26 protein-coding genes and 1 pseudogene are annotated in these 25504 nt (G+C 32.9%); 2 read left to right on the top strand and 25 right to left on the bottom strand.

Annotated elements, in window-relative coordinates; translation table 11 throughout:
* The first annotated feature begins 59 nt into the window (after positions 1-59).
* The gene (locus M3600_RS20850) at positions 60-920 is read left to right on the top strand and encodes an ATP-dependent DNA ligase (protein WP_061794227.1); all 861 of its coding nucleotides are present in this window, start codon (positions 60-62) and stop codon (positions 918-920) included.
* 97 nt (positions 921-1017) lie between these two features.
* On the opposite strand, the gene M3600_RS20855 is transcribed toward M3600_RS20850, so the two are convergent.
* From M3600_RS20855 to M3600_RS20865, 3 genes are read right to left on the bottom strand one after another with little or no spacing between them, the layout of a single operon-like run.
* Entirely contained in the window at positions 1018-1398 is a 381-nt protein-coding gene (locus M3600_RS20855; RefSeq protein WP_061794226.1) for a DUF6262 family protein, read from the bottom strand.
* Position 1399: 1 nt separating this feature from the next.
* Complete coding sequence (locus tag M3600_RS20860) at positions 1400-3508, bottom strand: tyrosine-type recombinase/integrase (RefSeq protein WP_251612863.1); 2109 nt, start codon at positions 3506-3508, stop codon at positions 1400-1402.
* 10 nt (positions 3509-3518) lie between these two features.
* Positions 3519-4646, bottom strand: coding sequence for a tyrosine-type recombinase/integrase (locus M3600_RS20865; RefSeq protein WP_251612862.1), 1128 nt, complete (start codon positions 4644-4646; stop codon positions 3519-3521).
* 213 nt (positions 4647-4859) lie between these two features.
* Here M3600_RS20865 and M3600_RS20870 point away from each other — a divergent pair, with 213 nt between their 5' ends.
* Entirely contained in the window at positions 4860-5498 is a 639-nt protein-coding gene (locus M3600_RS20870) for an ATP-dependent DNA ligase (protein ID WP_311315951.1), read from the top strand.
* Between the two features lie 323 nt (positions 5499-5821).
* Here M3600_RS20870 and M3600_RS20875 read toward each other — a convergent pair whose 3' ends face one another.
* The 22 genes and pseudogenes from M3600_RS20875 to M3600_RS20980 form a co-directional block, all read right to left on the bottom strand.
* A complete protein-coding gene (locus M3600_RS20875; protein WP_251647380.1) occupies positions 5822-6187 on the bottom strand; it encodes a YhjD family protein in 366 nt (121 codons plus the stop codon).
* Positions 6188-6215: 28 nt separating this feature from the next.
* Positions 6216-6947: a hypothetical protein gene (locus tag M3600_RS20880; RefSeq protein WP_251647382.1), complete on the bottom strand. Its 732-nt coding sequence runs from the start codon at positions 6945-6947 to the stop codon at positions 6216-6218.
* A gap of 141 nt (positions 6948-7088) precedes the next feature.
* Complete coding sequence (locus tag M3600_RS20885; protein ID WP_251647384.1) at positions 7089-7619, bottom strand: hypothetical protein; 531 nt, start codon at positions 7617-7619, stop codon at positions 7089-7091.
* A gap of 79 nt (positions 7620-7698) precedes the next feature.
* On the bottom strand, positions 7699-8607 hold the full coding sequence (locus tag M3600_RS20890; RefSeq protein ID WP_251647386.1) for a C39 family peptidase: 909 nt from the start codon (positions 8605-8607) through the stop codon (positions 7699-7701).
* Between the two features lie 224 nt (positions 8608-8831).
* Positions 8832-9137 carry a helix-turn-helix domain-containing protein gene (locus M3600_RS20895; protein ID WP_251647387.1) on the bottom strand — a complete coding sequence of 102 codons (306 nt, stop codon included), beginning with the start codon at positions 9135-9137 and terminating at the stop codon, positions 8832-8834.
* A gap of 17 nt (positions 9138-9154) precedes the next feature.
* On the bottom strand, positions 9155-9661 hold the full coding sequence (locus M3600_RS20900) for a hypothetical protein (RefSeq protein WP_251647389.1): 507 nt from the start codon (positions 9659-9661) through the stop codon (positions 9155-9157).
* 671 nt (positions 9662-10332) lie between these two features.
* A complete protein-coding gene (locus tag M3600_RS20905; protein WP_251647391.1) occupies positions 10333-10674 on the bottom strand; it encodes a hypothetical protein in 342 nt (113 codons plus the stop codon).
* Between the two features lie 41 nt (positions 10675-10715).
* Positions 10716-10958: a hypothetical protein gene (locus M3600_RS20910; RefSeq protein ID WP_251647393.1), complete on the bottom strand. Its 243-nt coding sequence runs from the start codon at positions 10956-10958 to the stop codon at positions 10716-10718.
* A gap of 67 nt (positions 10959-11025) precedes the next feature.
* Positions 11026-11532, bottom strand: coding sequence for a hypothetical protein (locus tag M3600_RS20915; protein WP_251647395.1), 507 nt, complete (start codon positions 11530-11532; stop codon positions 11026-11028).
* A 283-nt stretch (positions 11533-11815) separates the two neighbouring features.
* The gene (locus M3600_RS20920) at positions 11816-12205 is read right to left on the bottom strand and encodes a nuclear transport factor 2 family protein (protein ID WP_251647397.1); all 390 of its coding nucleotides are present in this window, start codon (positions 12203-12205) and stop codon (positions 11816-11818) included.
* A 56-nt stretch (positions 12206-12261) separates the two neighbouring features.
* Positions 12262-14574 (bottom strand): CARDB domain-containing protein, encoded by a 2313-nt coding sequence (locus M3600_RS20925; RefSeq protein ID WP_251647399.1) that lies wholly within the window; start codon positions 14572-14574, stop codon positions 12262-12264.
* Between the two features lie 19 nt (positions 14575-14593).
* A complete protein-coding gene (locus M3600_RS20930) occupies positions 14594-15598 on the bottom strand; it encodes a hypothetical protein (protein WP_251647401.1) in 1005 nt (334 codons plus the stop codon).
* Positions 15599-15713: 115 nt separating this feature from the next.
* A complete protein-coding gene (locus tag M3600_RS20935) occupies positions 15714-16649 on the bottom strand; it encodes a M23 family metallopeptidase (protein ID WP_251647403.1) in 936 nt (311 codons plus the stop codon).
* Between the two features lie 6 nt (positions 16650-16655).
* Positions 16656-17033, bottom strand: a complete 378-nt coding sequence (locus M3600_RS20940; RefSeq protein WP_251647405.1) for a hypothetical protein — start codon at positions 17031-17033, stop codon at positions 16656-16658.
* A gap of 82 nt (positions 17034-17115) precedes the next feature.
* Complete coding sequence (locus M3600_RS20945; protein WP_251647407.1) at positions 17116-17259, bottom strand: hypothetical protein; 144 nt, start codon at positions 17257-17259, stop codon at positions 17116-17118.
* Positions 17260-17276: 17 nt separating this feature from the next.
* Positions 17277-17981, bottom strand: a complete 705-nt coding sequence (locus tag M3600_RS20950) for a hypothetical protein (protein ID WP_251647409.1) — start codon at positions 17979-17981, stop codon at positions 17277-17279.
* A gap of 260 nt (positions 17982-18241) precedes the next feature.
* Entirely contained in the window at positions 18242-19207 is a 966-nt protein-coding gene (locus M3600_RS20955) for a hypothetical protein (protein ID WP_251647411.1), read from the bottom strand.
* A 1-nt stretch (position 19208) separates the two neighbouring features.
* Positions 19209-20645 carry an ATPase, T2SS/T4P/T4SS family gene (locus M3600_RS20960; protein ID WP_251647413.1) on the bottom strand — a complete coding sequence of 479 codons (1437 nt, stop codon included), beginning with the start codon at positions 20643-20645 and terminating at the stop codon, positions 19209-19211.
* A 1-nt stretch (position 20646) separates the two neighbouring features.
* A complete protein-coding gene (locus M3600_RS20965) occupies positions 20647-21798 on the bottom strand; it encodes a hypothetical protein (RefSeq protein ID WP_251647415.1) in 1152 nt (383 codons plus the stop codon).
* Between the two features lie 11 nt (positions 21799-21809).
* Entirely contained in the window at positions 21810-22577 is a 768-nt protein-coding gene (locus tag M3600_RS20970) for an SAF domain-containing protein (protein ID WP_251647416.1), read from the bottom strand.
* Between the two features lie 7 nt (positions 22578-22584).
* On the bottom strand, positions 22585-23883 hold the full coding sequence (locus tag M3600_RS20975) for a hypothetical protein (RefSeq protein ID WP_251647418.1): 1299 nt from the start codon (positions 23881-23883) through the stop codon (positions 22585-22587).
* 74 nt (positions 23884-23957) lie between these two features.
* Positions 23958-25364 (bottom strand): annotated as a pseudogene (locus M3600_RS20980) (VirD4-like conjugal transfer protein, CD1115 family); the annotation flags it as partial.
* Positions 25365-25504: the final 140 nt, after the last annotated feature.

Genomic DNA, 25504 nt, shown 5'->3' on the forward strand with positions numbered 1-25504 from the left:
CCAACAGTTCCCATAGACTTTTTACCTATTGACCCATTAAAATTATATTGGGTGATTTCATGTCATTTATTACACCAATGTTATTAGAAAAAACGGATCAGCCATTTTATGATACAAACTATATTTTTGAGCCAAAGATGGACGGCATTCGCTTACTTGTTAGTAAAGTAGGTGATCAGACCCGCATGTGGACCCGGCATAAGAACGAGATAACGCAACGCTTTCCCGAATTACTTGATGTGCCGGTAGATACTGACGTTATCCTAGACGGAGAGCTCGTTTGTGTAGACCCTGAAACTGGATCAATTGATTTTGAACTGATAATGGAACGCTTTTCTGCGAAAAAGTCGGACAAAATCAAAATATTGCAAAAGCAATTGCCGGTTGAGTATGTCGTTTTTGATATTCTGCACTATGATGGAACAGACTTACGCTCCATACCTCTTTTAGAACGTAAGGCTATTTTGGATGAAGTAATGCATGAAAATGCTTTTTACAAGAAAATTAGCTATATTGAGGATCGGGGTACGGATTTATTTGCTGCAGTCGAACAGATGAAGTTGGAAGGCATGGTATGTAAGTATAAAAACAGTAAATATGTCAGTAAGAGAAGTAAGCATTGGCTTAAATTGATCAACTGGATGTATGAAGACGTTTATATAACTGGATACCGGAAGGATGAATTTGGATGGGTGTGTTCCCGGAAAGAGGGAGAAAACTTTCGTCCGATAGGGACATTAGAACTTGGGACAACACCACAGGTACGACAGGCGTTTTATGCTATTTCTAAACAACTGATTACACGAGAAGATGATAAGTTGGTTGAACTGGAACCAGTTATTAGATGTCGTTTGAAATTCCGAAATTATACGAGGAAAGGACTGTTACGCACACCTTCCTTTGTTAAGTTTCTATATTAAATAAAACGCCAGGGGAAACCTGGCGTTTTATTTAATATAAGAGGTGTCTTTTGCACCTTGGATTTAATTGGAACGAGAAAGAGAAGGGGCACTCAGCTTATATCTTCTTGTAGACTTCTGCATACGCTACCTTTAATTGGTCTCGTAAATCCTTGTTCTCATGCTCTAATCGCTTAACTTTCCGCTTTAACGATTCGATAATCGCGTCTTTATTATTTTCATGCATTTCAGACTTAACCTGCTTTGCAGAAGGGCTCTTTATCTGCTGCTGACGTAGTGTTTCAATTCGCTCACGTAGTGCCACATTATTGTATAGCGTAGCCTTTGCCACTCCGGCCTCACTGGCTACACTATTAAAATTAATTGCTTGATTAGCTCTAACGAGCCTTTTAATAGCCTCATCTACTTTACTTATGGTAATGGCTTTTCGACTTTCGTGGATTTGCTTTAGGTGTTTCTTGCGGTCATATGCTGCCATATTATACTCCTTGCATACGTTTTATTCTTTCCATTCGTCCAAATATTATATTTCCTTGTTTAATCGTATTATAAATATCCTGTAGTCTCTCTAAATTCTTCTGATTTTTTTGTGCTATTTCTTCACGCCCATATTGTTTCGCTACTTCAACCATTTTAGAAGTGGATTGAATGTGAATTTCATATTTTGCTACATCCATTTCTGAAAGGCCTACTGCCAGGTCCTTACATGGGCTGCCACCATTACATGTTAAGCAAGGGGGTTCCTCTGCATAAGGGCAATTTCCATTTAATCTCGCTCTACAGGATCCGTAAGGATTGTCAATTGCGGTTAACTTGTGGTTTAGCCAAAGCATTTCCTTTATTTCTTCCGGTATCTCTTCATCTTTATTAACTTCGTACATATTACCGTTTAAATCGAAACTAAAAACTCCGTCAGTAACCGCCTTTTCATATGCTTTACGCTTTGTTTCATCTAAAAGTTTAGCATATACCATTGTCATCTCCGGTGACGAGTGGGCGAGTAACTCTTGCACTGTGAAAATATCGGTACCGCTATTTAACAGTTTTATTGCAAAGGTATGTCGAAACTGATGCATTTTAAAATGAAATAGGTTCCCAATTTCGTCGGTTATAATCTTTCTTCTAGCTAAGAGATTTAACTGGTCAGAAACCCATCCTTGTTCATAAGCTTTTCCTTTCCTTTTCCCCCTATATCGAACAAAAATAAAGTCTTCAGGATTATTCTTTTGGTTGCTGTGTTTTTTTGCATTATCTATTAAAACTGCCATTATATTTGCTAATTCTTCATCGATTGGAATCATGTGGCCTTTTACATATGTTTTCTCTATATCGGTTACTATACTGAATTTCCCATTTAGCAAAACCAAACAGTTTTGCTTTAAACCTAACACATCAGATATTCTTAAACCTGTTTTAAATGCAAGCCATACAACTGGTTGAACTTCTTTATGTAGATGGTCTATATTTTTAAATAACTGTTCCAATACAAACTGGGGTATGTAATCGATGGTATCATGCGATTTTTTTACTTTCCTTGGTTTATCACCTGGCAAAATTAATAGATCAACAGGTAAAGTAGGAGCCATATGACTGTTGTTATAAAAGTGCAAGTCTCTTATAAATTGATTTACAGCTGTAAGTGATTGACGCTTGTATCTATTAGGGTTTGCATCTTTTCTAGTGTGACCTTTTACATATTGACTTAACCACTCAATATAGCCTTCAATATGTTGTCGCGAAAGCAGTTTTAAATCTTTCCAAGTAGGTTCCATGTGCGATATATAATTAAGAAATTTTCCTATCCAACCCACATAAGTTCTAGCTGTAGACCACGAAAAATTATTTTGCGCTAAAATTCTTTGTTTAAAATAGGATTTCACGGCTTCTCTAAAATAAGAGTTTTCAATTGTAGAAAAATTCACCAAATAATCATTTTTACTAGGATTATACTCTATGTCATATTTTTTTATTAACATCCTAATGTCCCAAATATCTTTTTCCCATTCATCCCGATCGTCTAAAACAGTTGAAATACCCTCATAAAATCGCCCCAAAAACATAAAAATTGGAGATTTTATTTGATAAACTTTGTCTGATACCTCTTTTAATTCAGTCTTTATTGTTTTGATATTATTTTTTTCTAACCACGCTCTCCATCTATCATTTAAGACTGGAAATTCTACTGATAGTATTGATTTAATGTTAGGAAACTCTTCATCAATAAATGTTTGTAAGTTTGTCATGTAATTAGAAGTGCCGGCCATAAAAGTACCTAGAGCCCATTCGGTAGAAAATAACTTATTTATACAAAAATATTTTAATTCTAATTTTATATTCTCATTTTTGGTCTTAAATTTTATATTTACTTTTAATCCCTTATACTTCTGAAAATCATTGATAAAGTTCGAGATTGTCCCAAAAGTCCTTACGTTCCATATGTCCATATCTACAAAATAGTTAGTGATTTCATCTATGTGGTTGAAGGGAGAAACTTCTACTAAGTTTTCTTGAATAACCTTAGAAATATGCTCTCGAAAAATACTATTATAATCTTGTGTAGTGTAATTGAAAATGTTCAGCTCTGTCATATACGATTACTTAAGCCTCCGTTGATTGTATAATGAATGAACTTTTTGCCTTTTCCCAATTCTCACGAATTTCATCTTCTGAAGGATGTAAATATAAATTTGCTGTTGTCTGAATATGTGCGTGACCTAAACGTTCTTGCACTTGTTTAAGATCATTGGTCTGTTTGTAAAACATGGTAGCGTGTGTATGACGAAGTAAATGAGGGTGAATTTTGAAAATACCAGTTTTTTTCCTCAAACGTTTAAATAATGAAGAAACATCTTGGTAATTCATAGGCTTTCCAACACTAGCACCGCGAATTTTGATGAAGACAAAATTGCTATGTAATTCCAGTTCATCTAGCACCTCGTATAAATAATCGTCGTACAAATCCATTAATTCTTGAGAAACATAAATTTCTCTTTCCCCAGTTTTTAATTTTGCTCCATTTTCTAATTCCCCACGATCCACCAGCCGAATTCTATGTCCTTTAATATGGTCAAATACAAAGTCTTCCAAAAATAGAGACAATACCTCACCGATACGTAATCCTGTTTCAAATAATAATTGAATTAACAACTTATCCCGGATATTTTTCGTTGCTTCAATAAGTTGTAGAACTTCGTCTTTTACTAAAACACTAAGTCTTTGTTTCGGTTCTTTTAATTTAAGTATGTTCCGGTTAACAGGCTTTCCTTTGTTAACGTGGAAAAGAAAATCTTTAAATTTGTTTCTCCCCCCTGAGAAAACTTGTTTAAAAGCAGGGTCAACCATATTGCTGCTAATAGTGTTATTACGGTATAGGTAGTCGTAAAAGTTTAAAATAACTGTAATTGTTAGATTGATTGTTTTTTCGGTTTTTTTTGATTTTTTGGGCTGTATTGGTGATACTTTAATGTTTTGATAAGGATTCCTTAACCATCCAATAAATTCTACTAAATCATCTAAACAAACTGCTTTGTAGTCTTTGTTATTGTCGTGTAAAAATACAAAGTAGTGCTTTAAAGCATAACAATAAGTTTTTTGTGTATTGCTACTTTTCTCTGTTATGTCCAAATACTTTAAATACTTCATAACAGGTAGTACCGGGCATCCATGTTGATCAATTAGCATGTATCGCTTGCTTAAACCTTCTAAGATAACTTCTTGAACCCTCAAAGAGAATGTTCACCTCCTGTTTTGTTAACGCTCGGTCTAAGGACCTCACGACGCCTCCCGCTGTGGGCTACGCCCTCAGAAAAATAAATTAATATTAAACATAATATACTAAATTAATTTAGTATAGATATACAGTATATTATGAATAAAAAAGAGGATAAAACGTTATATATTAAACATTCCATCCTGTAATTATTATAGTATAGTTAAACAATATTAGATGGTGAAATTATAGTCACTAAGGACGGAAAACCATGTTTTGAATCAATGATGGAACGGTTTATGTCTACTAAAAACCAGCATCCCATCCAATATGGAGTTTTCGATATATTGTATAGTAACAATGAAAATGTTATGAACCTTCCCTTATTCCAAAGAAAACTGATATTAAAAAGCACTTTATCAGAAGGAAATACAACAATTTTCCCTATTCCATATATAGAAGGACGTGGTTCTGACTATTTTAACCAGATAGTCCTTAATGATCTTGAAGGTATTGTTATTAAAAAAGCTGCTAGCTTATATACTAAAAATAAAAGGTCCCACTCCTGGCTTAAAGTGATTAATTATAAGTATGAACAAGTATTTATCACAAAAATAAGAAAAGAAAAATTTGGTGCTGTTTTAACATTTAAGGATGGCAGATATGCGGGAGTTATGGAGTTTATACCTGCTGCTGAAAGAGCAGAATTGTATAAAAATATAGATAAAAGTAAGAAAAATAGCGCTGATAAATTTATCGCCTTAAAAGAACCAATTGCCTGTGTTGTGAAGTATAGAAACCTTACATCACAAGGCTTATTAAGAATACCGTCTTTCTTTAGTTGGGGAGAAAAACACATTGCTTCATAACAATGTGTTTTTTTAGTTATTCATTTCCTTGTGTCGATCTAAATAAAGTTCGATCATTATAATAAAGTTTGATAATTTATAAAAAAGATTTAAAGGGGTTGAACCTAAGTTCACCCCCTTTTTAAATCTTATAATACTTTACCATCATCGAATCCTTTTTCATTTAATTCTTCTCGAAGTTTTTCGGCTTCCTCAACAGCGTCAAGAAAATCTTCTACCCACCAATCTTCTTCTTTAACTGACATGTTATGTCACCCCCTTTTATCACCATCGTAAATATAACAATAAGCTTTATTTGACACTAAATAGGTTTCTAATCAATTTTATTTCAAAGGCTGCTCCTTGTTCAAATAATAATCCAGAAGTAATTCTGACTTATTTCTGAGGTTAGCATTAAAATATCTGTGCTTTTCATGATAGCCTTTATAGTAGAAATCATATTCTGTAAACACCCCATCATTATGACCTCTGATAGCTTTCATATTGAATTTACGCATATCATCATTAATCTTTTTAAGATCCTTCTGCACCCTTAACATCGTGTACTCAATTAGGTTTAGATAAACTAGCTTAATCTTAAAAGAAGATTTTTCCGTTACTTTTCTGTCATGTTCCAACACTGACAATACTAAGGGTAGATAAATAGATTGCTCAATTATTCTTCTGTGTTCTTCTATTATCTTTGTCACTTTTTCCACTTCCTAAAGTAGATAATAATTATTTAAGAGCTATATATTTATTAGATTCCATGCCTATAACAGGCTCATATATAACTTCTGGAATGTTCTCTATAATGTTGAGTATATGGTCTATTCTTATTATTTCAATAGAAAAAGGATGACTCAAGATTAGATATTCAATTTTTTCGTTAAATGTATATATCCATTCTAATAAATTCTTGTCTGCGCTTATTCTATATGACTTGTAAATTTTTGCTGGCTCATTTTCTCTACAAATTGCTGTTTCAATATTAAAGTCTGTATATTCAAGTAAAAAAACACCATGTTTAGAAGGATATATTTTCTCATAACTTTTTATGTGTTTTAGCCAATTTTTCTTAATTGAATTTACAATATTCAGATGTGAGTGTTGTTCAAATGGGCGAAAAAATGATTTGCTTACTAGCGTATTTTCTTCACTACTATCAAGTTCACTTAAAAAAGCAGCTTCACTCTCCCTTCTTAAAATCATAGATTCTTGCTTCTGTTTTGCGCCTTTTTTTCCCTCCAATGATGAAGTAATTGCAAAATGTTCTATAAAACCATCTTCAAATACAAAATCAGGAAATTCGTTACTATTATGATTAGGTCTAGCATCTATTAACCATTTATGCACTTCAATATACTGTTTTTCTGACACACCGAAACAATCTTTCTTATTTATATTGTTTTTTACTAAATCCAAGCATTTTTGCTCTGCGTTATTTTGGTATTCTTGATTCTTACTCATACTGGACACCCTTTCTATTTTCGTCATGGTTTATATATCTATACAATTAAATCATCGAAGACATTAAAGGAATATACGTTCTATTTTAAATGGTATATAATTTTATTCAATAAAAAAAAGTGGAGAAACCCCACTTTTATTTCAATCATTATTTCTTCTGTTTTTCCATTTTTCAAAAAGAGATTTGCCATTCTGGTAAAGCCGCTTATACCCTGGTAGTGTAAGATATTGGATTTCCATATTCACTTTAGAGTGAGCCAAACCGTAAAGCGATGATAAAACATTGGTTTTCCTAAAAATCCAACTCTTTAGATCATCTGTTGAGATACTCTCTACTCCTATTTTTTCGTTATTAATATGGTAATAAGTTTCAATTAAATAACCGGCAGTTTCACCAAAATTCGCCCCTTTCATTTTATGGTATAAAATCAATCCATTTTGAAAATAATCGCTTCCATATCGCTCAAATGTCGGAGACGTTTCTCCCTTTAACTCTAAATTAATTGTTTGTAGCTTCTCTATTTCTTTTTCAATGTCACTCAAAACCTCTTCTCTACGCTTTAGCAGCAATTCATATGACTTTAATCTTAGTTGGCTTTTAAATGTTAAAAAAGCAACTATAATCCCCGCTATCAGTGCAATATAAGGAGCTAATGATGTAATTGAAGGCATTTTATTTCCCCATTTCATTGTTCTTATTTTTTTATAAACACTGAAAAAAGAGATATCTATGTATCTCTTTTTCTAGTAATTATTTAACTACAAGGGCTTTTTTCCCCATTGCGTTGTAAATCTTAACAAACTTATCTTTTGCCATTCTAACATGTTGACCACTTTGTTTATTGGATTCAGGATCATTAAAATAAACATATTTTTTATCAACACCTGTTACTACAATAGCATGTAGTGGGCTAGGAGCCGTGATTTTCTTTCCTTTTGACGTCTTCCAATAACGGTTATACGGCATTTCATGTGAGATAGTAAACCATACTACAGTTGGCTTTCCATCCTTAACATAACCTTCAATTGTACTGAAATTTTTCCCATATAAAGCAAGACTTCCTTTTCTATACTTATCCACTACTTTTTTCAATGGTTTTGGATTAATTGTAAAGCCTGTCCCAAATGGGTCACCAACAAAACCTACCTCTGGATCTCCCCATGTTTTTATTGAACCGTCTTTATTTCTTTTTAATGCAGTCTTATCTTTTGGCATTTCTTTAGCTAAAACTGTTTTATCTACTTTCTTGCCATAATAAGCTAAAGCCATTGCTACCGAAGTAACTTCACAACCAGAAGGTAATTGTGGTCTTTGTTTAATTAGGGGTACGTTTAACACTTTTGTTTTAGATATATATTGTCCACTAACATATCCCTTTTTACTTTTATAATTGATTTGATACCAACCATTGGACATTGTTTTTTTAACAGTAACTATCGCATTTCTTTTTAAGGAACCAATTGTCTTATATTTAGTTCCTGCACCACTTCTTACATTAAGAGCAGAAGCATTGACTGAATAAATAGTAGTTGTTTTTGATGCTGCTTCTACCTTATGACTAAAAGATTCTCCCATCATAGTAAGAAGCATCACCATTACAGCAACCATTGCAAATAACTTTTTAGTAATTTTGTTTTTCTTATGTTTTGGTCTGTTCATTATAGTTTCCCCTATTTCTTTATTTTTTACAACTATATCCATATACCTAAGAAAGACAGACTATGTATGTATATAGTTGGATGATAACATGAAAGCACTTTGCATATAAGCCAGTTTTAATAATACTTAAGAACTATTTTGTATTATTTTCATAAAGTATACATGTATACTTTATGTTTTTAAGAAAAGAGATACCTTTTAGAGATATCTCTTTGATATCAACCTTACACTTTTGCTAAAACCTTATTAGGAGTTTTTTTAAAAGCTTCCGCTAGATCGTCTTGGGAAAGTTTTAATGCGGTGAAAACTTTTTGATACGTCGTATCTGTAACTCCACCACTTCCACCTTCTATACGGTGGATTGTCTTAACAGCCACCCCAGATTTCTCAGCTAACTCTGCTTGCGTAAGTTTACTATCCATTCGAGCAGCAAAAACTAATTTACCCAAACTAGCTGAAAAGCTAAAAAATGTATCATGTAATTCTGGTATATTTTTTACTATATCATGGCCCATTTTAACTAAATCCAAAATAAATACCTCCTAACTTACTTAAAATACTTTACATATTTAGACGTTTCTTGGTTCAAATTATAATAAATACTGTATGCTTTATCTCTATATTGGTTTGTTAAATCAAATTGGACTTGTAGTTTTTTTTCAAAAGGATAAATAAAGCAATAGTACTGTACCCCTTCATAAGTATATGGGAAGAAGATTGCTCTAAATCTCCATTCGGATTCTTCAATATTTATTCGGAGTTCATAAATATTTTCTTTGTCCAAAGGTTTTATCAACTCAAAACTTTTGCTATAGGTTTTACCATCAACTGTAATTTCAAGCTCTTGAAAAAATCGATTTGAGCTTGTAGGAAGATTGGTAAAGTCTACAAATTGCATGAAATCAAGGGCTTTATATAGATAAGCAAGTTGTACTCGATACTTATGATTACTTTTTGCTTTTTTCCCTAGAACATTTAAATATGGTGCGAACTGGTCTCTTCCATAATCATTTGGAAAAGAGATTACTTTTGCCTTCTTATTTATCTTTACCATTATAATATCATATATGCAATAAAATGTTAAACAATTTATGTCATATATGACACATTCCCCTCCCTTATCCATTGTTTTTATGTATTCAAGCCTTTTTTACTTATTTTAGCATATGTTTTTTCTTTTAATGTTTTGGGTTTCACCTCATTTTTCTTTTGTCTTCCGGATGGAAGGCAGTTCCCAAAAGGGAATTATTTTTCCCGTTTTGACATGGAGTATGAATTGGTCGCATAGGGAATGGGTCAAGGGTTAAAGACAAAAAGTTTTTCGCTTCTGGTTTTGCTCTTTAAGCGAAAAACTTTTTGGCCCCTTGACCTGTTCCCTCGGCCACTTTGGCTGCAGCAGGAAAGGTTCGGGTGTCCTGCCTGCTGCAGCCTTAGTGGCCGTGCGAATCAATACCATACGGAAGGCAAAAGGGGAAAAATGCCATAATAAAAAGCAGGCGGTAGCCTGCTATCCTTTGGGTTTAAGGTTTTGGGTTCTTAACGGTCTTCGGCTCGTGCGATACGGCCTGAAAGGCAAAAAGATCTGGAACCTACGGAATGTAGGCGGCAGCCGTACAGTCCGTGGTTAGCGAGCTTTTTAGTACCGTAGCGACACCTACTCCTGGTTGGCTGCTGTGGACCGATAGGGGAGCAGCTGCTTACCAGGAGTCAGTGCTGCCGCCCACTCTATTTATGTAATCGCCAACTTTCCCATATCCATTTAGTGTTAGGCATTTCTTCTTTTATAGTTTTTATAAATAATTCGGCACTTTCTCTACTACTAAAGACTTTATATAAATCTAAAAACGAATCAGGTTGTTCAGGTTGAAGTTGAAATACACAATATAAACATCCCGAATGATTATCTTTCTTCTGACCAAGTAATTTAATTGCTTCATTCTTTCTACTTAGCTCTAGTTTTAACAACTTTATTTCTCTTTCGTGCTTGAATTTTTCTTCTCTTAATATCATTACATCTTCACTTAAACGAGCCAGTTTATTAAGTTTGTTTCTTATTTGCTTAAACATTTATACTCTCCTTTGTACCATATCTGCAACCTCCTTATACTTTATAATTGATGACTTACATGTTTCCCACCACCAAGATCTCTATTGATTCTTGGAATACTTTTCATTTTGTATTTTTTTATTATATTTTTAAGTTTCGCTTCTGGAAGTTCTTGAATACATTGATCTTCCCCAAGTATTCCATTTGTTCTTAATTCTTTTAGAGATAATTTAATTTCATCTTCATATGAAATTATAGCTAATTTTACCCCTTTATCTTTTATACTTACTTTCAAATTCTTCATAAATCCTCCATTAAATGGTATACATGTATACTTAAGGTTTGTTAAAAAAACCTGAAAATTTATCAGGTTATTTGTTTTTTACACTTAGAACATTATATGAGAAAGAAATTTCAATTAAGTTAAATTCAAAGTCTGTACGATTATTAATAAAGTTAGCAATTGCTAATTCAATTACTTCACCTAATGTATCATCTGCATATGTTTGAATAAAATCTCTATAGTTCGGTAAAATTCGGAAATGAATATATTCTCTTACTCCATCCCATTCAAGTCCATTATCTATCATAGTTTGTTTTACTAATTTCATTCTAGGTGAAGAAAGCGATTCGATTAATTCGCTCTTAGGTTTATTAATATTTTGTAGTTCATCTAACATTTTTTCAACTAATATAGCCTTAGTGTAAGTTGGTAATTCTTCAATTTCATTTGATTCAAATAACCTATTAATAAGAGCATCTGATAAACCTGTTCTTTTACCAAAAACATCTACGCAAGACTCAAATAGAATTTTGTATAGACGATATATTCGATACGATTTAGGATCATGTAGATTCCTAGTCGACTTTTCAGTCATTATGTATTCTCCCCCTCAACCTCCAATCCCTTGATTCTCTTTGATTTTTAAGATACACCTTAAGTATACATGTATTCTTGCATGTCATTCAATAAAAATCGAGGAATTGTATAAAAAAAATAACACTTAATAGTAGATTAAATTATTTTCCATAATCATCATACAATATAATTATAACTTATCAATCATTATCATGTAAAAAGCCTAAATTTTACAATCAAAAGTTGACAAGTTAAAAAAGAAAAAGAAGGATAAAATTTCCTTCTTTTTCTTTATTCGATATTTATTGGGGAGAAACCTTCCAGTTTTTATCTTCTTTAGTTAAAGAAACTATATTATCTTTTTCAGAACCATCAGTATAAATTTCTTTATATTTTATTGTGGCCCCTTCGCCTTTAATTTCTTCACTTAAGACTTCTATAGATTCTATAGAACCATTATCAGTTATATCTGCTGCATAAGCATTCATTCCATAACCATTTGATTCCATAGCATTCAGTATATTTGTTGAGATATACTGTTCCATATTTGAATATTCATTATTAGAAGCATGTTCAAAAAGAGATGTTAATGAATCAGAAGGACTTTCGGACTCATTTTCTTTTTTGGAACTTTCCTTCCCACATGCAGTAAGAATAGTCATCACTAAAAAAAATAGTATTAGTTTTTTCAATTCTTTTTCCCTCCTTTTTCCTCATAACATAATATCATTTAGGTAAATATCATCTCTTATGAAGATCTAAAGAAGTCAAAAGCTCCATATATGTCGTCTATTATCTCAATAGGAACCTGATCTACTTTTGTGACACCATTTTTCCATTTTGCCACAAATATAAATTGAGCACTTCCATTTTGAAGCTTCCTTTTTGTATCGGACATACTAATATCATAAAATTCCCCTGTATAAATCGGGTGAGGATTCTGTAATAAATTAATCGTTTTATCTAAAATACTTCCGTTAATTTGAGAACCTATAAATTGAACTGTAACATAATCAATTGGATGATCCGTCACTGCTGCAGATAGTATAAACTTCTCGCCAGAGAAAAATTGATTTTCTGAGCTACCTAGTTGTTCATGAATTAATCTCCACTTATCTGTATGTTCTACCTTACCAGCGATTTTTAAAGGAGTTACTGAAAACTCTAAAGTAGATTGAGCACTTTCTCCATGTTCATCTGTTACTATTGCACGGAAGTTATATTCCCTTGGTTCTAAATTATCTAGTCCCTTATTTAAAGTAGTTCTAGCAATAACGTTAGATTTAGTATATATTTGCGTCCAATTGCTTCCGTTTTGCATTTCAAGGGTTACGGTAAGCCTGTCATTATCCTCATCGTCAGGATTCATTATAATGTTCACACTATCCCCTTCAAAAGGGCTATGTGGTGAATAATCTAAGGAAATACTCGGTATGGTGTTAACTAACATGCTTTTATCTACCTTATTATCATCTTCATTAGTTTCCTCAATATCATCTCCACTATCTACAAAAGCTTGAAAATCTCTAGAATCTCCTGAACGTGCAGCAGTAAAGTTTAAATAAACTGTTCTTGCCTTATTAGGTTCAATTGAGGTTGTTGTAACCTCAGCAATTGATTCCTTTTCTTCTGATAATAAAACCTTGTGTTCTGGAACAACTATTTCACTCTCATTTAAATAAGTTACTTTTGCCTTGTAGGTTTTTCCTTTTACTAAATGCTTTTGTTCCTTTTCGTTAGAATCAACAAAAACTATACTTTGTGCTTTTAAATTCACATAATTGATTGTCTTGTTAATACTAACTTCATTATCTAGTTCATTTGTTTCTTGAATTAAATTAGATGAATCAATTTTGGCTTTAAATACTTTTTTTCCTGTATTATCAGCTGTGAACGTTATGTTATGTGTCCTTTTATTGCCCTTTTCTAAACTATTTGCTTCCGTCTCTTTTAATAATTTATCATCTTCGTATAAAGCAATTTTATGCTTTTCTGCCCTTAGTTCCCCTGTATTAGAGTAAGTTATTTCAGCTTGATATTGTTTACCTTTAATCAAGGTATTTACTACATTACCTCTTAGATCTTTTATCACAATATCATCTGCAGTTAAGTTAGATGAATAAGAAGTACCTTCATATTCTACATATACCTTCCACTTATCTGAATATTGATAATCCACATAATCAGGTAAATCTACAGTAGCTTGGTAATCTTGTTTGTACTTATATAAGTTGATTCTAACCTCGTAATCAATCCAAACACCCCGACGATATTTGTTAAGTCTTCCACTTTCAGACCTCCACCAATACTCTCCATCACTTTTAACAAGTTTATTGGCATATGAAGTCCCTTTTTTGGCCCAATCATCAGCATTTACTACTTTCGATTCATCCCAGCCATAATCAACTAATTTCCAATCATACATACCTAACAGAAATGGATCACCATAAAAACTGTCTGGTGCATCACCAGGTTTTTTATCCGTCCATTTACCAGCATAATAAGTCTCACTATCATTGGACATAAATCCTAGATATCTATTATTATCTTTATCATAGTTATCAGCTCTACCTTCGGATCTATATTCAAACCAATCAACCTTATGGTCTGATTCTTTTAATCCACCTGATTTCTTCAATGTATAACTTACATTTTTTCCACTTGGTTCATCGAAATAACTTCCTTTCACGGAAGTTGGAGAACTCACTTCATCTTTATTGTTAACCCAATTACTTGTCCAATCATCCTTAAAAGTTTTGGTTCTATCTTTTACCCATTGATCCTTTTTATTTTGTGGAACTAGCTTAATTCTTGTTGCTTTTAGTGTTCCGCTATAACCATTTTCGTTATATGTAATTGTTTCAGGGTAATCACCATACTCTGGATTAGGGTAATCAGTCCAGATTTCATTTTGATACTTTATTTTATTATCAATTTCACCTTGGTATTGTAAAACTGTTACTTTTTGACTTGCAGAAGCAGTTTCTTGATAAGAAGGTATAGTATTTAACAAAATTAAAAGTATAAATACTAAAGAGACAATCTTTTTGAAAAGCTTCATATAATCCTCCTTTAACCGATTACCAAGTTACCATTACTTTGCTTCCATTTTTCATTGCCTGGACACCATTCACTTTAGCAACACCAGCATTTTCTAGAGCTTGATCTATAGCTGCTCTAATATTTGCTGCATTTCCACCTAAAGCTGCAGCCCCTTTAATTCCAGCTTCCTTATGTCCAATTGAATCTATAAGTAAACTTGAATGCGAGACAGATGCTACTTTAGAACCGCCACTCATGATAGCTACTGCACCACTAACATCTTTTACGTCATATCCACCTGGCAATGCTTTTAACACTTGTTGAGCTGTAGCACTAATTGAAGGTGTTGACGGTTTACTTTCAGTTGGTTTTTCTTCTGCTGGTTTTTCCGGCTTAGTTTCAGCTGGTTTACTTGGTTTAGTTTCAGCTGGTTTTTCTTCTGCTGGTTTTGATGTTGATGGAGTTGACGGCTTAGATGTTGAAGGCTTGCTGCTAGATGCATTATTTGAATTTGATGGTTTGTTTTGAGAACTTGAACTTGGTTTACTTGTTGATGTATTTGAACTTGTTTTATTACTATTGCTTGTTGAGCTTGTTTTGTTTGTTGAACTAGATTTATTACTACTTGATGAATCAGACTTAGAGCTACTAGTCGAATTTGATTTGTTAGAACTTGATGAATTACTGCTACTTGTTTTTACAGAACTTTTAGAATCTGCACTATTACTAGTTTGTGCTGCAGCTGTTTTTACTGTTTTTGAATCACTTGTTTTAGAATCACTTGTTTTAGAATCATCCTCATTTTTAGTGTTCTCATCTTTAGTCTCTTTTTCTTTGTCCTCCTTAGACTTTTCTTCTTCTTTTTCTTTGTTCTCCTTTTCCTCTTTTTCTTTTTCTTCTACTTTGGCTTTCTCTTCTTCATCTGTCTTCTTGGCTGCTACTTCACTTTTCGCATTACTCTTTGAAGAAGAATCATCCTCTGCAGCACCACAACCGCTTAAAATCAAAGATAAAATCCCTACACTTACTAAAATTTTCTTCATTAATGTTTCCCCCAGTCATTTTATTATCTATACACCAAGTATACATGTATACTTGGTGATAGTCAATCTCACTTTATATATCGTCCAACTAAAAAAAGCTTTTTAGAAAAATTTTCTAAAAAGCTTTAAAATAATTTATTGGGTCTACTGGCTCATTGTTTATTCTTATTTCAAAGTGAAGGTGTGCTCCTGTGGAATCCCCTGTACTCCCTATAGCTCCTACTACATCACCAGCGCTTACAGCTTGTCCAGTTTCCACATTAACTGAATTTAAATGTCCATATCTAGACTGAACACCATTTGAATGATTAATTATTACAACATTCCCATATCCATTCATTTCACCAGCATATAATACTTCTCCATCTAATGTACTAACGGCTGGTTTATTTTCAACACCGGCTGCTGCTATATCTATACCAGCATGTAGTTTTATTTCGCCAGTTATTGGGTGAGATCTAGTACCAAAGGTTGAAGTTATATTATTTGTAAACGGAACAGGCCAATACATACCATTTTCCGCTATCTTCTGTTCTATATCATCAGTCGCTAAAAGACTTGAAATACTAGAGTTTAAAGAACGGGTGTTAGTTGTCCCTTCCTTTAATTTATAAGTATAGGAACCTAGTTTCCGTATTGTCTTTTCACCTGCATTAAAATATTTATTTGACTTCGTTTCTACTATAGCAAATACAGAAGGTCCCAAAAATATATCTTCAACGTCATAAGTTGGATGTTTATACTTTAAAGGAAAAGTTGAATTAGAATCATCGAAAATCTCAAATGTTAATATTTTATAATCACCAGCTACCATTCCAGTATTCTTTTGAAAAGTATTATTAAAGGCTTCCTTCGCCTTATCCTTATCAATTACAAAATCACCATTAGACATTTCTTCCGGATCAATTTGTAATGCAGCATCATGCGCCGCTACCTCAATATCTTCTTTTAGATATTTACTGGATCTCGCATAAACAGATATATTAGCACTTTGTACCATTGAAAAAATCATCACTAAAATAATTGCGAATACACGTATAAAATCATACATATACTATCACCTATACTCGCTCATAATATATTTTTCTTTTGTAAAAGGTTTATCGTTACTAAATTGGAACATCTCTAAAACATTGGTTTGAGGTTTCGGTACTGTAATAGAAATCCTCATTTCTTCTCCCCTTGCTGTGAGTGTTTCCGTCCCTTTAACTTCTATGCTATCTCTATCATAGTGATGTAGTTCAACAAGATAATCCTTTATTTGATTATATATTTCATTATCGTACCTACCTTGAAGCGCTGCTTCTTTCTGACCTTCATATAAAGCTAAAGTAATAGTTTCTTCTACCATACTAGCATTCTGTATTAAAGGGCCTTGAAAAGTGGTTAACACGACTAAAGGCAAACACAATAGAAAAACTAGAAATTTTTCCATACAACCCTCCTGCTTCTCTATTACATTATTTCCTATAAAATAAGCCATTGAGGTAATCTTATCTCAATGGCTTATTTATGGGTTATTCTACATTTGTTCCGTCAATAACTTCCGTAGTTTGTTGTGTTTTACCACCGATTGAGTCAGTCATGTCGCCTTGGAACATGTTAACAAAGATAAAACAAGCAAGTACGATAAACAATAGTGCAGCTACGAACTTTTCCATGAGTACCACTCACCCCCTTAAAATGGATTTGTTGTTACTGAATCTTTAGTCATTTCTAACATTAAATAAAGTAGCCATATAAAAACCATGACCGATGCTAAAGCGTAATAAGTAAAATATGCTGTTTTTCTTTTCCCTGAATTTTGGAGTTGTTGCTCATAATATTGATAAGAGAATACTTCGGATTCTGCTTCAATGATTTTCAAAGCTTCCTCCTTACTTGTTTTATCTAGCCGGTATAAAATATCTCCTATCGCTTCTGCACTTTCTCCACCAATCATGGATGTAAAAACTTCCTTTGCTTGAAAAGGATCAGCTTTCCATAAACTAAGGAATTTATTAACAGGAACATTTATGTAATCAAACATTGAAGCTGAATCTTTCAATATTCCATAAACATTCACTTGTTGATTTGGACTAAGGGATACTAACTCGGCTTTTAACATGTCAAACAAGTTAAAAAGCTCAATGATTTTCTTTCGATTAGCCATATCAACTAGTTTATTTAGCATTATTGCTGCTGGCGCATATTTTATTGTTGTCATTGTTGCAAAGAAAGCTACTGCAGGAATGATTACCAGTGTATTTGAAAGCGTCCCGTTAATTAATGGGAACAAACAATAGTTAATCACTAATATAGTTATTATTACTGCTCTAATAGCTTCATATTTGGCTGCTGTTAATCCAATTGGATTTCCGGCTGCCTTAAGCTTCTTATCCAATTCCGAAGTATTGGCATGTTTAACAAACTTCTTTTTTTGTTCTGCGATTTGTTTTTGTATTTTCGTCCTATGTTTATCTCTTTCTTCTTGGGAACTTAGCCCCCGATAAACAATAAAAGATGCTGATAAAACTAGTAAGAGATAAACAGTATATTTAATGACTGAAAAGATTAAATCAAAAGTTATGTAAATCCCTCCTTTCTATTTCGAGTATACATGTATACCTTATATTTTTCAATACATTTAAGAACTTTTTTCCATTATAAATCTGATCTTGGTTTACTTAATAAAAAGGCTGTGAGTGCTGATGAAATGGCCATAACAAGACAAATGGCAAATAAAGTAATAGGTGTCTTTTGGAAAAAGTAATACCATACATCCCTTCCAGAAGAAAACTGCATCATCATGTAGAAACATATCGGTAACATTACAATAGGTAGATAACCCATAAATACCGTTTCCATTTTATCTGTCTTTTCTTTTTCCATATCTTGCTTTCTCTTTTTTATATCATCTTGAAGACTTCTCAATGAAATTGATATATCTGCATTTTCTAAATGTGCTTTTTCCAACAACTTAGAGAATCGCTTTGCTGGAGTTGAATTAATGGTATAGGCAAAAATTTTAACGGCTTTTTTAAATTCTTCTTCTGTGCGTTCTTTTTGTAAGGCGCTCAATAGCTTCATAAGGATCTTTTTCATGGTATTATTTTTAGTCTCTTTTGAAGTATTGAATACCGTATAATAAATGTCTCGATTAGATACCTGGTAGTTTTGTAATAAGACGTTAGACATTTCATAGAATGCAATAGATGTTCTTATCCTTAAGTTAATGAGTAAAAATCGCATTAACAAGTAAGGGATTATTGCAAAAATCACACTAAGCAATAGGGCTACAATTAGCTCTTGCAAGAAAACAAATAAGAATATAAACGAAACAACGAAAATGATACACGTTAGAAAGAAAAAGTTAAAAACTTGGTTTCTTCCATGTTTTTTTTGCAAACTAGATAAGGTTAACTCAATATGTTCATATAGTTTGGAATGTGACTCATCCTCGTATTCCGTATTATTTAAATCTTTCAACCTTTTTATTGCTCGTTTTCGTTTTAATTTCTTAATTTCTGTTTCAATATAATCTGATAAAAAGGGAACTCCTACAAGCAACCAGAGCCCATAAACAAATAAGGAATACCCTATTATTTTAAAGACTAATTCTATAATCACTTTATCCCTCCTTAAAAATACAAGGGAAGATAGTTTCGCCTGCTATGGGTGCTGCTTCACTTTGCTTCTTAAGATGCTCAATTACACATTCACCTAATTGTTTATCCACTGAAAATATACGTTCCTTCAATCCCTGCGATATTTCGGCATTGTACGTCCAGCTATCAGTATCAGGTTCATATTTCACCAGATAATTTATCCAAGCAGAATCAGTATTTACGTCATAACACAATTCATATATTGAGGTAAGCCGTTTTTTGTTATTTTCTTTCGATTCCATCGTAAAACCTAAATCTAATTGCTGTGCTATTCTTCTAACCTCATTCGCTTCCTTTCTGGCAGGAAACTCATCTGTAATATGTCTTGCTAATTGGATTGCAGTATTTTGAGGATCAGTAATGTGATAAGTCATTAGTAATCCCCTAGTACCCCTTTCCGTACCTGAAATTGCTCCTTCGGCTTCGATTCCACGAACCTCTTGAACTATGACGAAATCATGATCGACACGCAAAGCAGTTCGGATTACGTCCTGAATCCGGCCATTTGTAGTATAAAAATCATGAACTAGCCTATCCGGAAACTCCAACTTTAAAAAACTCTCTCTACTCGTCTCAATAAGCACAGCAACCTTTTTAGGATCTCTTTCTGCATATATAGTTTTTAGAAATGTAGATTTCCCTGATTCAACTGGCCCAGCTACAATGGTATTAAGATTAGCCTTTGATAAAGCTATAAGTAACGGTATGTCTTCTTCTGCAATTGTTCCTCTTTCAGCCTGTTCAACAAATGAGAACTTATTGACTATAAATCTACGAAATATAATAGTCGGTCTTAAGGCCCTCGGCGGCACTAAAACTGTTACACGGCTGCCATCCTCCATATCAAATTCAGCATGTGGATGTGACTCATTTATTACTAGTCCAGGATGGTACACTTGGAGTGCCCTTATAATCTCTTTTATATGGTTTTCATCTCGTAATTTTTCATCCTGCCTAATGAACTGGCCCTTAATCTTAAACCATTGTTCATCCCCCTGAATAACTGCAGAAGGTGAGTCAGGAAACATATTCCACTTATAAAAAGCTCCAAATCTATATATTTCTTGAAAACAACCATTAGCTAAATTTTTATAGTACTCAGGGAAATTTGTACCCGATAGATTTTCTTCTCTTAAGTATGTTTCAATTTCTCCTATTAGTATTTTTTCGGCATCAACATTCCCTTGGATTGCTCGATGCTCTAATTCCTGTCGTTTTTCTTTCTCCTTGGAAGTTAGTCGGTCACTATCATACATTGTGTTGAAATGTTCCCTTACTTTCATCCAAACTTCCTGAAAGGAGTTAGTGTTTTTTTCTTTTTTATGATTTATTTGTTGCACACCGTTTTCTACTAAATAATCATTTATATCAAATACAGCAGCCGAACTCGTTTGTGACATATTATCTCCCTCCTATCCCAAAAGGCCATTTCCTTTTCTTTTCAGTACTTTCTATAATTTCGATAGAGCAGTTGGCAGATATTGTTCTTAGTAATGAGTCAATTGATTCATTATAAGAAATATCATTAAACTCATATAAAGTTTTTTGGTTAACTTCTGCAGTTAAACCATTTTTTAGTTCTTCAATTGTTGTAATCAAAGGTACATTGATTTCATGAAATATATCCTTTGATGTCGGAAGCAGCATCTGCTCTCTATATTGATTCACGATCATAAGGAAGTCTGATTTCTTAAATCCTAATGGATACAGAATATCTTCGTTAACTTCTTGGAATTTTTTTAGACATTTCCTTTGTTGGTTGACGATTAAAAACTTCATATCACTTTCTTTAAGAGATTGAACCATACCAGCATTATCAAAATGGCTTCCAGCATCAATAAGAACAATGTCAAAAGCTTCCTTTGAAAGCTCAATTAAATAATAAATCTCGTCTTTTGTATAAAGTCTTTGCATCCTTGTATTTCTATTCCCACCTAAGATATAAAGACGTTCTTTGATTTCCATATGAAAGTTAGTTAAAAATTCCTGTTCACCTTTAGAATTTTTAGAAAACATATGGTTTTGCAACTTACTCTTTATATCATCTAAGTAGTTCCCTTTATACTCCAATTGGTCTGTACCATCGTCCCAAGCATTTAAAACAAGGACTCCAACTTTCGCTTGTGTCTTACTTGCGATTGCTTTAGCAACACTTAGCGTTGTAGATGTAGTTCCGATGTTAGGCACTACAGAAAAAAACGAAACTACATTAGAATTAACACTAGTATTTACTGGTGAAACTGTTTTCTGAATTTCATCAATTACTTGGTTAGTAGTAAGTTTAGATGACACCATAACAAAACCATAACTATCACAAACTGCTTTTATTGCTTTTTCTAAACCTGGTTCATAATCATTTGTTAAGACGTAAAAGATGTAGTTATATTTATTTTTTGGCAGCGTACTAAGTTCTGTATATTCTAGAACATCATCCCCTACCACAAGTATGTCCTGGCTACTTTCTTCGATAGAATTAATTTGATTAACTACAAAACTTCTATCTCTTAATTGACTTATGAAATCAGCTTTGTTAGACAAGAAATCCACGTTCATTCTTGTTCCTCCTATCTTTCATATTTGTAAACGACATAGATTTTGTATCCCATTTCTGTATAGTCTCTTAAGCTTTGTAACATTTCACTAGTAGAGATAATTTCCAGATTTGAAATTACACCTGTGGAAGTTTTTCCACTTTCTTGATCTTCAACGTTTTTAACCTCGCTGTTTGAACTATCTTTTACAGAAGCAACACGAACATCTTTTAAAATTGGTTCTCCATCTATTACTTGTTTTAATACTGTATCTGTATCTTTATTTGTCTCTATTGGTTGTTCCTTATCTTCATCTTTATTTGAATCCTCGTTATTAGCTTCATTTACAATTTGTTTAAGCATTTGCTGGTCTTCATCCGGTATTGCATAAAAATCAGCCACAAAGGCCCTTCTAAGGCTTCCTGGGACTGCGAAAAGCCATTCATCAGGAATAGGAGCTATAAACTCACCATTCTTTTCATCCGGAACAAGACTATAAGAATCAATTAAAGCTTCGTACAGCTGAGTACCTTCCTTTATATCAATAGCAGCATAGTTATTTTTTATTTCGTTAATGTCTTGCGTTTGGTAAGCTCCATTGACTAGGTTGTCTTTTTTAACTTGAACTACCTTTAAAGCATCCTCACTTATTGGTTCTTTAAAATTTATATCACTCGCAGCGACTACAACCGGAACTGTATTTACCTTAGGTTCAATGTAATACTCATAAACAAATATAAATGCTACACCTACCATTAATATTAAGCCTGCAGTAAAAACAGCAATTGATTTCTTTTTCATTCTTTATTTATCCCTCACCTTTTTTTATTAAGTTTGCAAATATATTTTTTATACTTTTCTTTTGTTGCTTATCCTGTTCTAGTAAATGAAATTCTAATGGCAATACTCTCTTGAAAATTGGCTTAAAAGCATATTCAAACATTTCTTTGTAGTAGGGATTATCATATAGAAATGTCGACTTCCATACACACCTCAAATGATCTTCATATGGTATGTTGTCTAAAAGTACTAAGGACTCTTTAAAAATAAAATCTTCATGCCATTCTTTCATATCAATTGAATCATTGACCTTTGTAGTAATATATTGAAAACTAACTCCATTTATATTTTCCATCTCTGTAAGATAATCAATAATCCTATTTTCTATCCTTTGAAAATCTGTTTTTTGCCCATTAATGCTGATTTGGGCCAACCAATCAACTTTTATAGGATCTGGCTCAACGCAAACAAATATTTCATCTGCCTGGTGTAATAAATCTCTTATAGTTGGGTCATTCCATTTAGTTGATATGTCAATTATTTTGATAGGAGTTGAAATAGAATATATAAGTTTAAGTAGTTCATCAAAGGAGAAATTCTTTACAGGTGGAAATCTAGAATCATTTACATACCATGATATTCCTTTCTCATTCCAATTACGGTCTCTTGTAAAATGACCATCACTTTTAATAAGTTGAGCATGGTCAAAGTATATTTTCCCCCTTTCCTCATCTTCTTTGTTATGGATATCTAGATAATCAAATAGATAAGGTTTTTGTGTTGGATACTCAACCAAAGACACTTGTAAACCCCTTGAAGCTATTGCCCTTGCTAGGTTCACTGATATTGTCGTAGATCCTGCCCCCGCCCAAAGAGAACCAATTACAATTAATTTGGGTGGAATAGAAGTAAAAGAAATTCGTTCTATTTCCTTTTCTACAATCTTTTCTCGATAAATAATTTTTTGCTCAGTTGGCTTCTCAACCTTCTTTTTTAGTTGTTCCATATACTTTACATGGTCGGGTATATATTTTTCGTATTCTTCTTCCTCATCACTAAAAAAAACTGATTGAGTTTTTATCTGTTCAATTACTGGTGCAAACTCCTTATCGAATTCAACAATATGAACATTAAATCGTAATAGGAGCTTTTCAGCATCTTCAAAAAAAGAAACTTCTTTATCCAGGACTACAATATCTGGTTTTGAATATTGAATTGCTTCTTTTACATCATCAAGAGATTTAAGGTGCTTTGCTTCATCTTTACCTAGCTCATTTGATAATCGTTGATATGCAAGCTCTGACTTCATTACAAAAGCTATTTTCATTAGCAACACCTCTAGAAACAATTATAAGGTATACATGTATATTTTACAATATACATGTATACCTTATTTGCGAATTAAATTATAATATTTTCATCTTTCGGTTCTTCCGCAATCAATGACTTTATGTAGTCATCATCGTTATCAAATAGTTCAAAGTTCATTTTATTAGCATTATCCATCAAAGGTTCGGTCTCTTCTTTATAGCCTTCCGCTGGTTCCTCAGAAAGTATTTCACCTGTTTCTTTATCAACAACTATATTCCCAAGTGCTGCTGCAAGAAAGTCTGGTAAGCTTCCTTCCCCTTCCCCTTGGTTAAAAAACGCTACACCTGGAGGAGCTATAAACGATGGTTTAAAGACAGTAAAATCATTATTATTTCTTTCTTTTATATCATCATGCCAATTAGTCTTTTTTAATTTCTTCCATTGTTTTTGCTTATAGTACATATGCTTTTTTATCAACATTGGGTTTTTGCCACGTTGAAAAATGATAACTTGATTTTCTCCCATCCGTTCTAATTCATCAGCTGTCATCAATGGTCTTCCCATGAAATTGTGACTCATTGAAGTCCGATTTTGTCCTTCTGACATTGAGTTGATTAACAATGTAGTATTACCTAACTTATCAGAAAAGTACTTTGATGTTTCTCTATCATTGGTTCCTAAAAAAGCGATGGTATCAGTAGATGATAGAATTTCTGACCACCTATCGTTGTCATATCTGTTTTTGAATTGGGTTAAGGATTGAAAAATTGGAACTACAGCAATCCCCCTTGACCTCATCGTAGATACTTTTCTTTCAAAACCGTTTATTCTGGCTATGTTTGCCAACTCATCCAATATACAAAGCACTTCTACATCTAGTCGTAAAGAGTCATTTCGGCCGGCTTGCTTATATAACCGATTAAACATTTGGTCAATCAATAATGCGGGAAGTAAATCATAAGTAGCTTCGCTATCTGGCATTAATAAGAATAAAGCTGTCTTTCTTTGTCCCAATTGGTTTAAATCAAAATCACTAGTACTTGTTAGACCAGCTATATTTTTAGAAACCCATAATTTCAACCGAACCCCAAAGCCAATTAAAATACCTGCTCTTGTTTTGTCTTTTGCATTTTTAAAAATGTAGTACATCTCAAGTGCTTCGGAATCTTCCGGTAAAGCAAAAAACATTTCATCTAATACTTTTTCATCACTACCTATTTTAGTACCAAGTGCAAGAATACTTTTAACATGCTGCTCCTCTTTTGGTCTAGTTTCCTTTAAGTACATCATAAGTGCAGAAAAGTAAGCAATCTCAGCATTTGACCACATAGGATCTTTTGACATACCACCACTATTTGAGATAATCATTTCTGCTAATCCCATAGCATCCTCAATGGTATCTACAAAGTCCAAGGAATTGTATCTCATAGATCGCTTTGTATCTAATAAGTTAAATACTAATATGTCATAACCATTTTCCCTTAATGTTGGAACAGTATTATTATATAGCTATAGCAATAGGTAAGGATTTGAAGTTATCTCCACCTTTTCCCCTGCTTCACACCGTACATGACCCTTTCGGTGTCATACGGCGTTCCATCAATTTCAACTGATGTTATAAGTTACATAATTATCGG

The organism is Niallia sp. MER 6 (assembly GCF_023714395.1).
GTDB lineage: Bacteria > Bacillota > Bacilli > Bacillales > Cytobacillaceae > Niallia.

Coding starts and splice junctions, on each gene's coding strand:
- M3600_RS20855 (WP_061794226.1), bottom strand. CDS start 1,398: ATGGCAGCATATGACCGCAAGAAACACCTAAAGCAAATCCACGAAAGT.
- M3600_RS20935 (WP_251647403.1), bottom strand. CDS start 16,649: ATGTATGATTTTATACGTGTATTCGCAATTATTTTAGTGATGATTTTT.
- M3600_RS20905 (WP_251647391.1), bottom strand. CDS start 10,674: ATGTTTAAGCAAATAAGAAACAAACTTAATAAACTGGCTCGTTTAAGT.
- M3600_RS20860 (WP_251612863.1), bottom strand. CDS start 3,508: ATGACAGAGCTGAACATTTTCAATTACACTACACAAGATTATAATAGT.
- M3600_RS20900 (WP_251647389.1), bottom strand. CDS start 9,661: ATGGTAAAGATAAATAAGAAGGCAAAAGTAATCTCTTTTCCAAATGAT.
- M3600_RS20890 (WP_251647386.1), bottom strand. CDS start 8,607: ATGAACAGACCAAAACATAAGAAAAACAAAATTACTAAAAAGTTATTT.
- M3600_RS20970 (WP_251647416.1), bottom strand. CDS start 22,577: ATGAAAAAGAAATCAATTGCTGTTTTTACTGCAGGCTTAATATTAATG.
- M3600_RS20880 (WP_251647382.1), bottom strand. CDS start 6,947: ATGAGTAAGAATCAAGAATACCAAAATAACGCAGAGCAAAAATGCTTG.
- M3600_RS20915 (WP_251647395.1), bottom strand. CDS start 11,532: ATGACTGAAAAGTCGACTAGGAATCTACATGATCCTAAATCGTATCGA.
- M3600_RS20975 (WP_251647418.1), bottom strand. CDS start 23,883: ATGAAAATAGCTTTTGTAATGAAGTCAGAGCTTGCATATCAACGATTA.
- M3600_RS20925 (WP_251647399.1), bottom strand. CDS start 14,574: ATGAAGCTTTTCAAAAAGATTGTCTCTTTAGTATTTATACTTTTAATT.
- M3600_RS20960 (WP_251647413.1), bottom strand. CDS start 20,645: ATGTCACAAACGAGTTCGGCTGCTGTATTTGATATAAATGATTATTTA.
- M3600_RS20940 (WP_251647405.1), bottom strand. CDS start 17,033: ATGGAAAAATTTCTAGTTTTTCTATTGTGTTTGCCTTTAGTCGTGTTA.
- M3600_RS20965 (WP_251647415.1), bottom strand. CDS start 21,798: ATGAACGTGGATTTCTTGTCTAACAAAGCTGATTTCATAAGTCAATTA.
- M3600_RS20850 (WP_061794227.1), top strand. CDS start 60: ATGTCATTTATTACACCAATGTTATTAGAAAAAACGGATCAGCCATTT.
- M3600_RS20930 (WP_251647401.1), bottom strand. CDS start 15,598: ATGAAGAAAATTTTAGTAAGTGTAGGGATTTTATCTTTGATTTTAAGC.
- M3600_RS20910 (WP_251647393.1), bottom strand. CDS start 10,958: ATGAAGAATTTGAAAGTAAGTATAAAAGATAAAGGGGTAAAATTAGCT.
- M3600_RS20885 (WP_251647384.1), bottom strand. CDS start 7,619: ATGCCTTCAATTACATCATTAGCTCCTTATATTGCACTGATAGCGGGG.
- M3600_RS20945 (WP_251647407.1), bottom strand. CDS start 17,259: ATGGAAAAGTTCGTAGCTGCACTATTGTTTATCGTACTTGCTTGTTTT.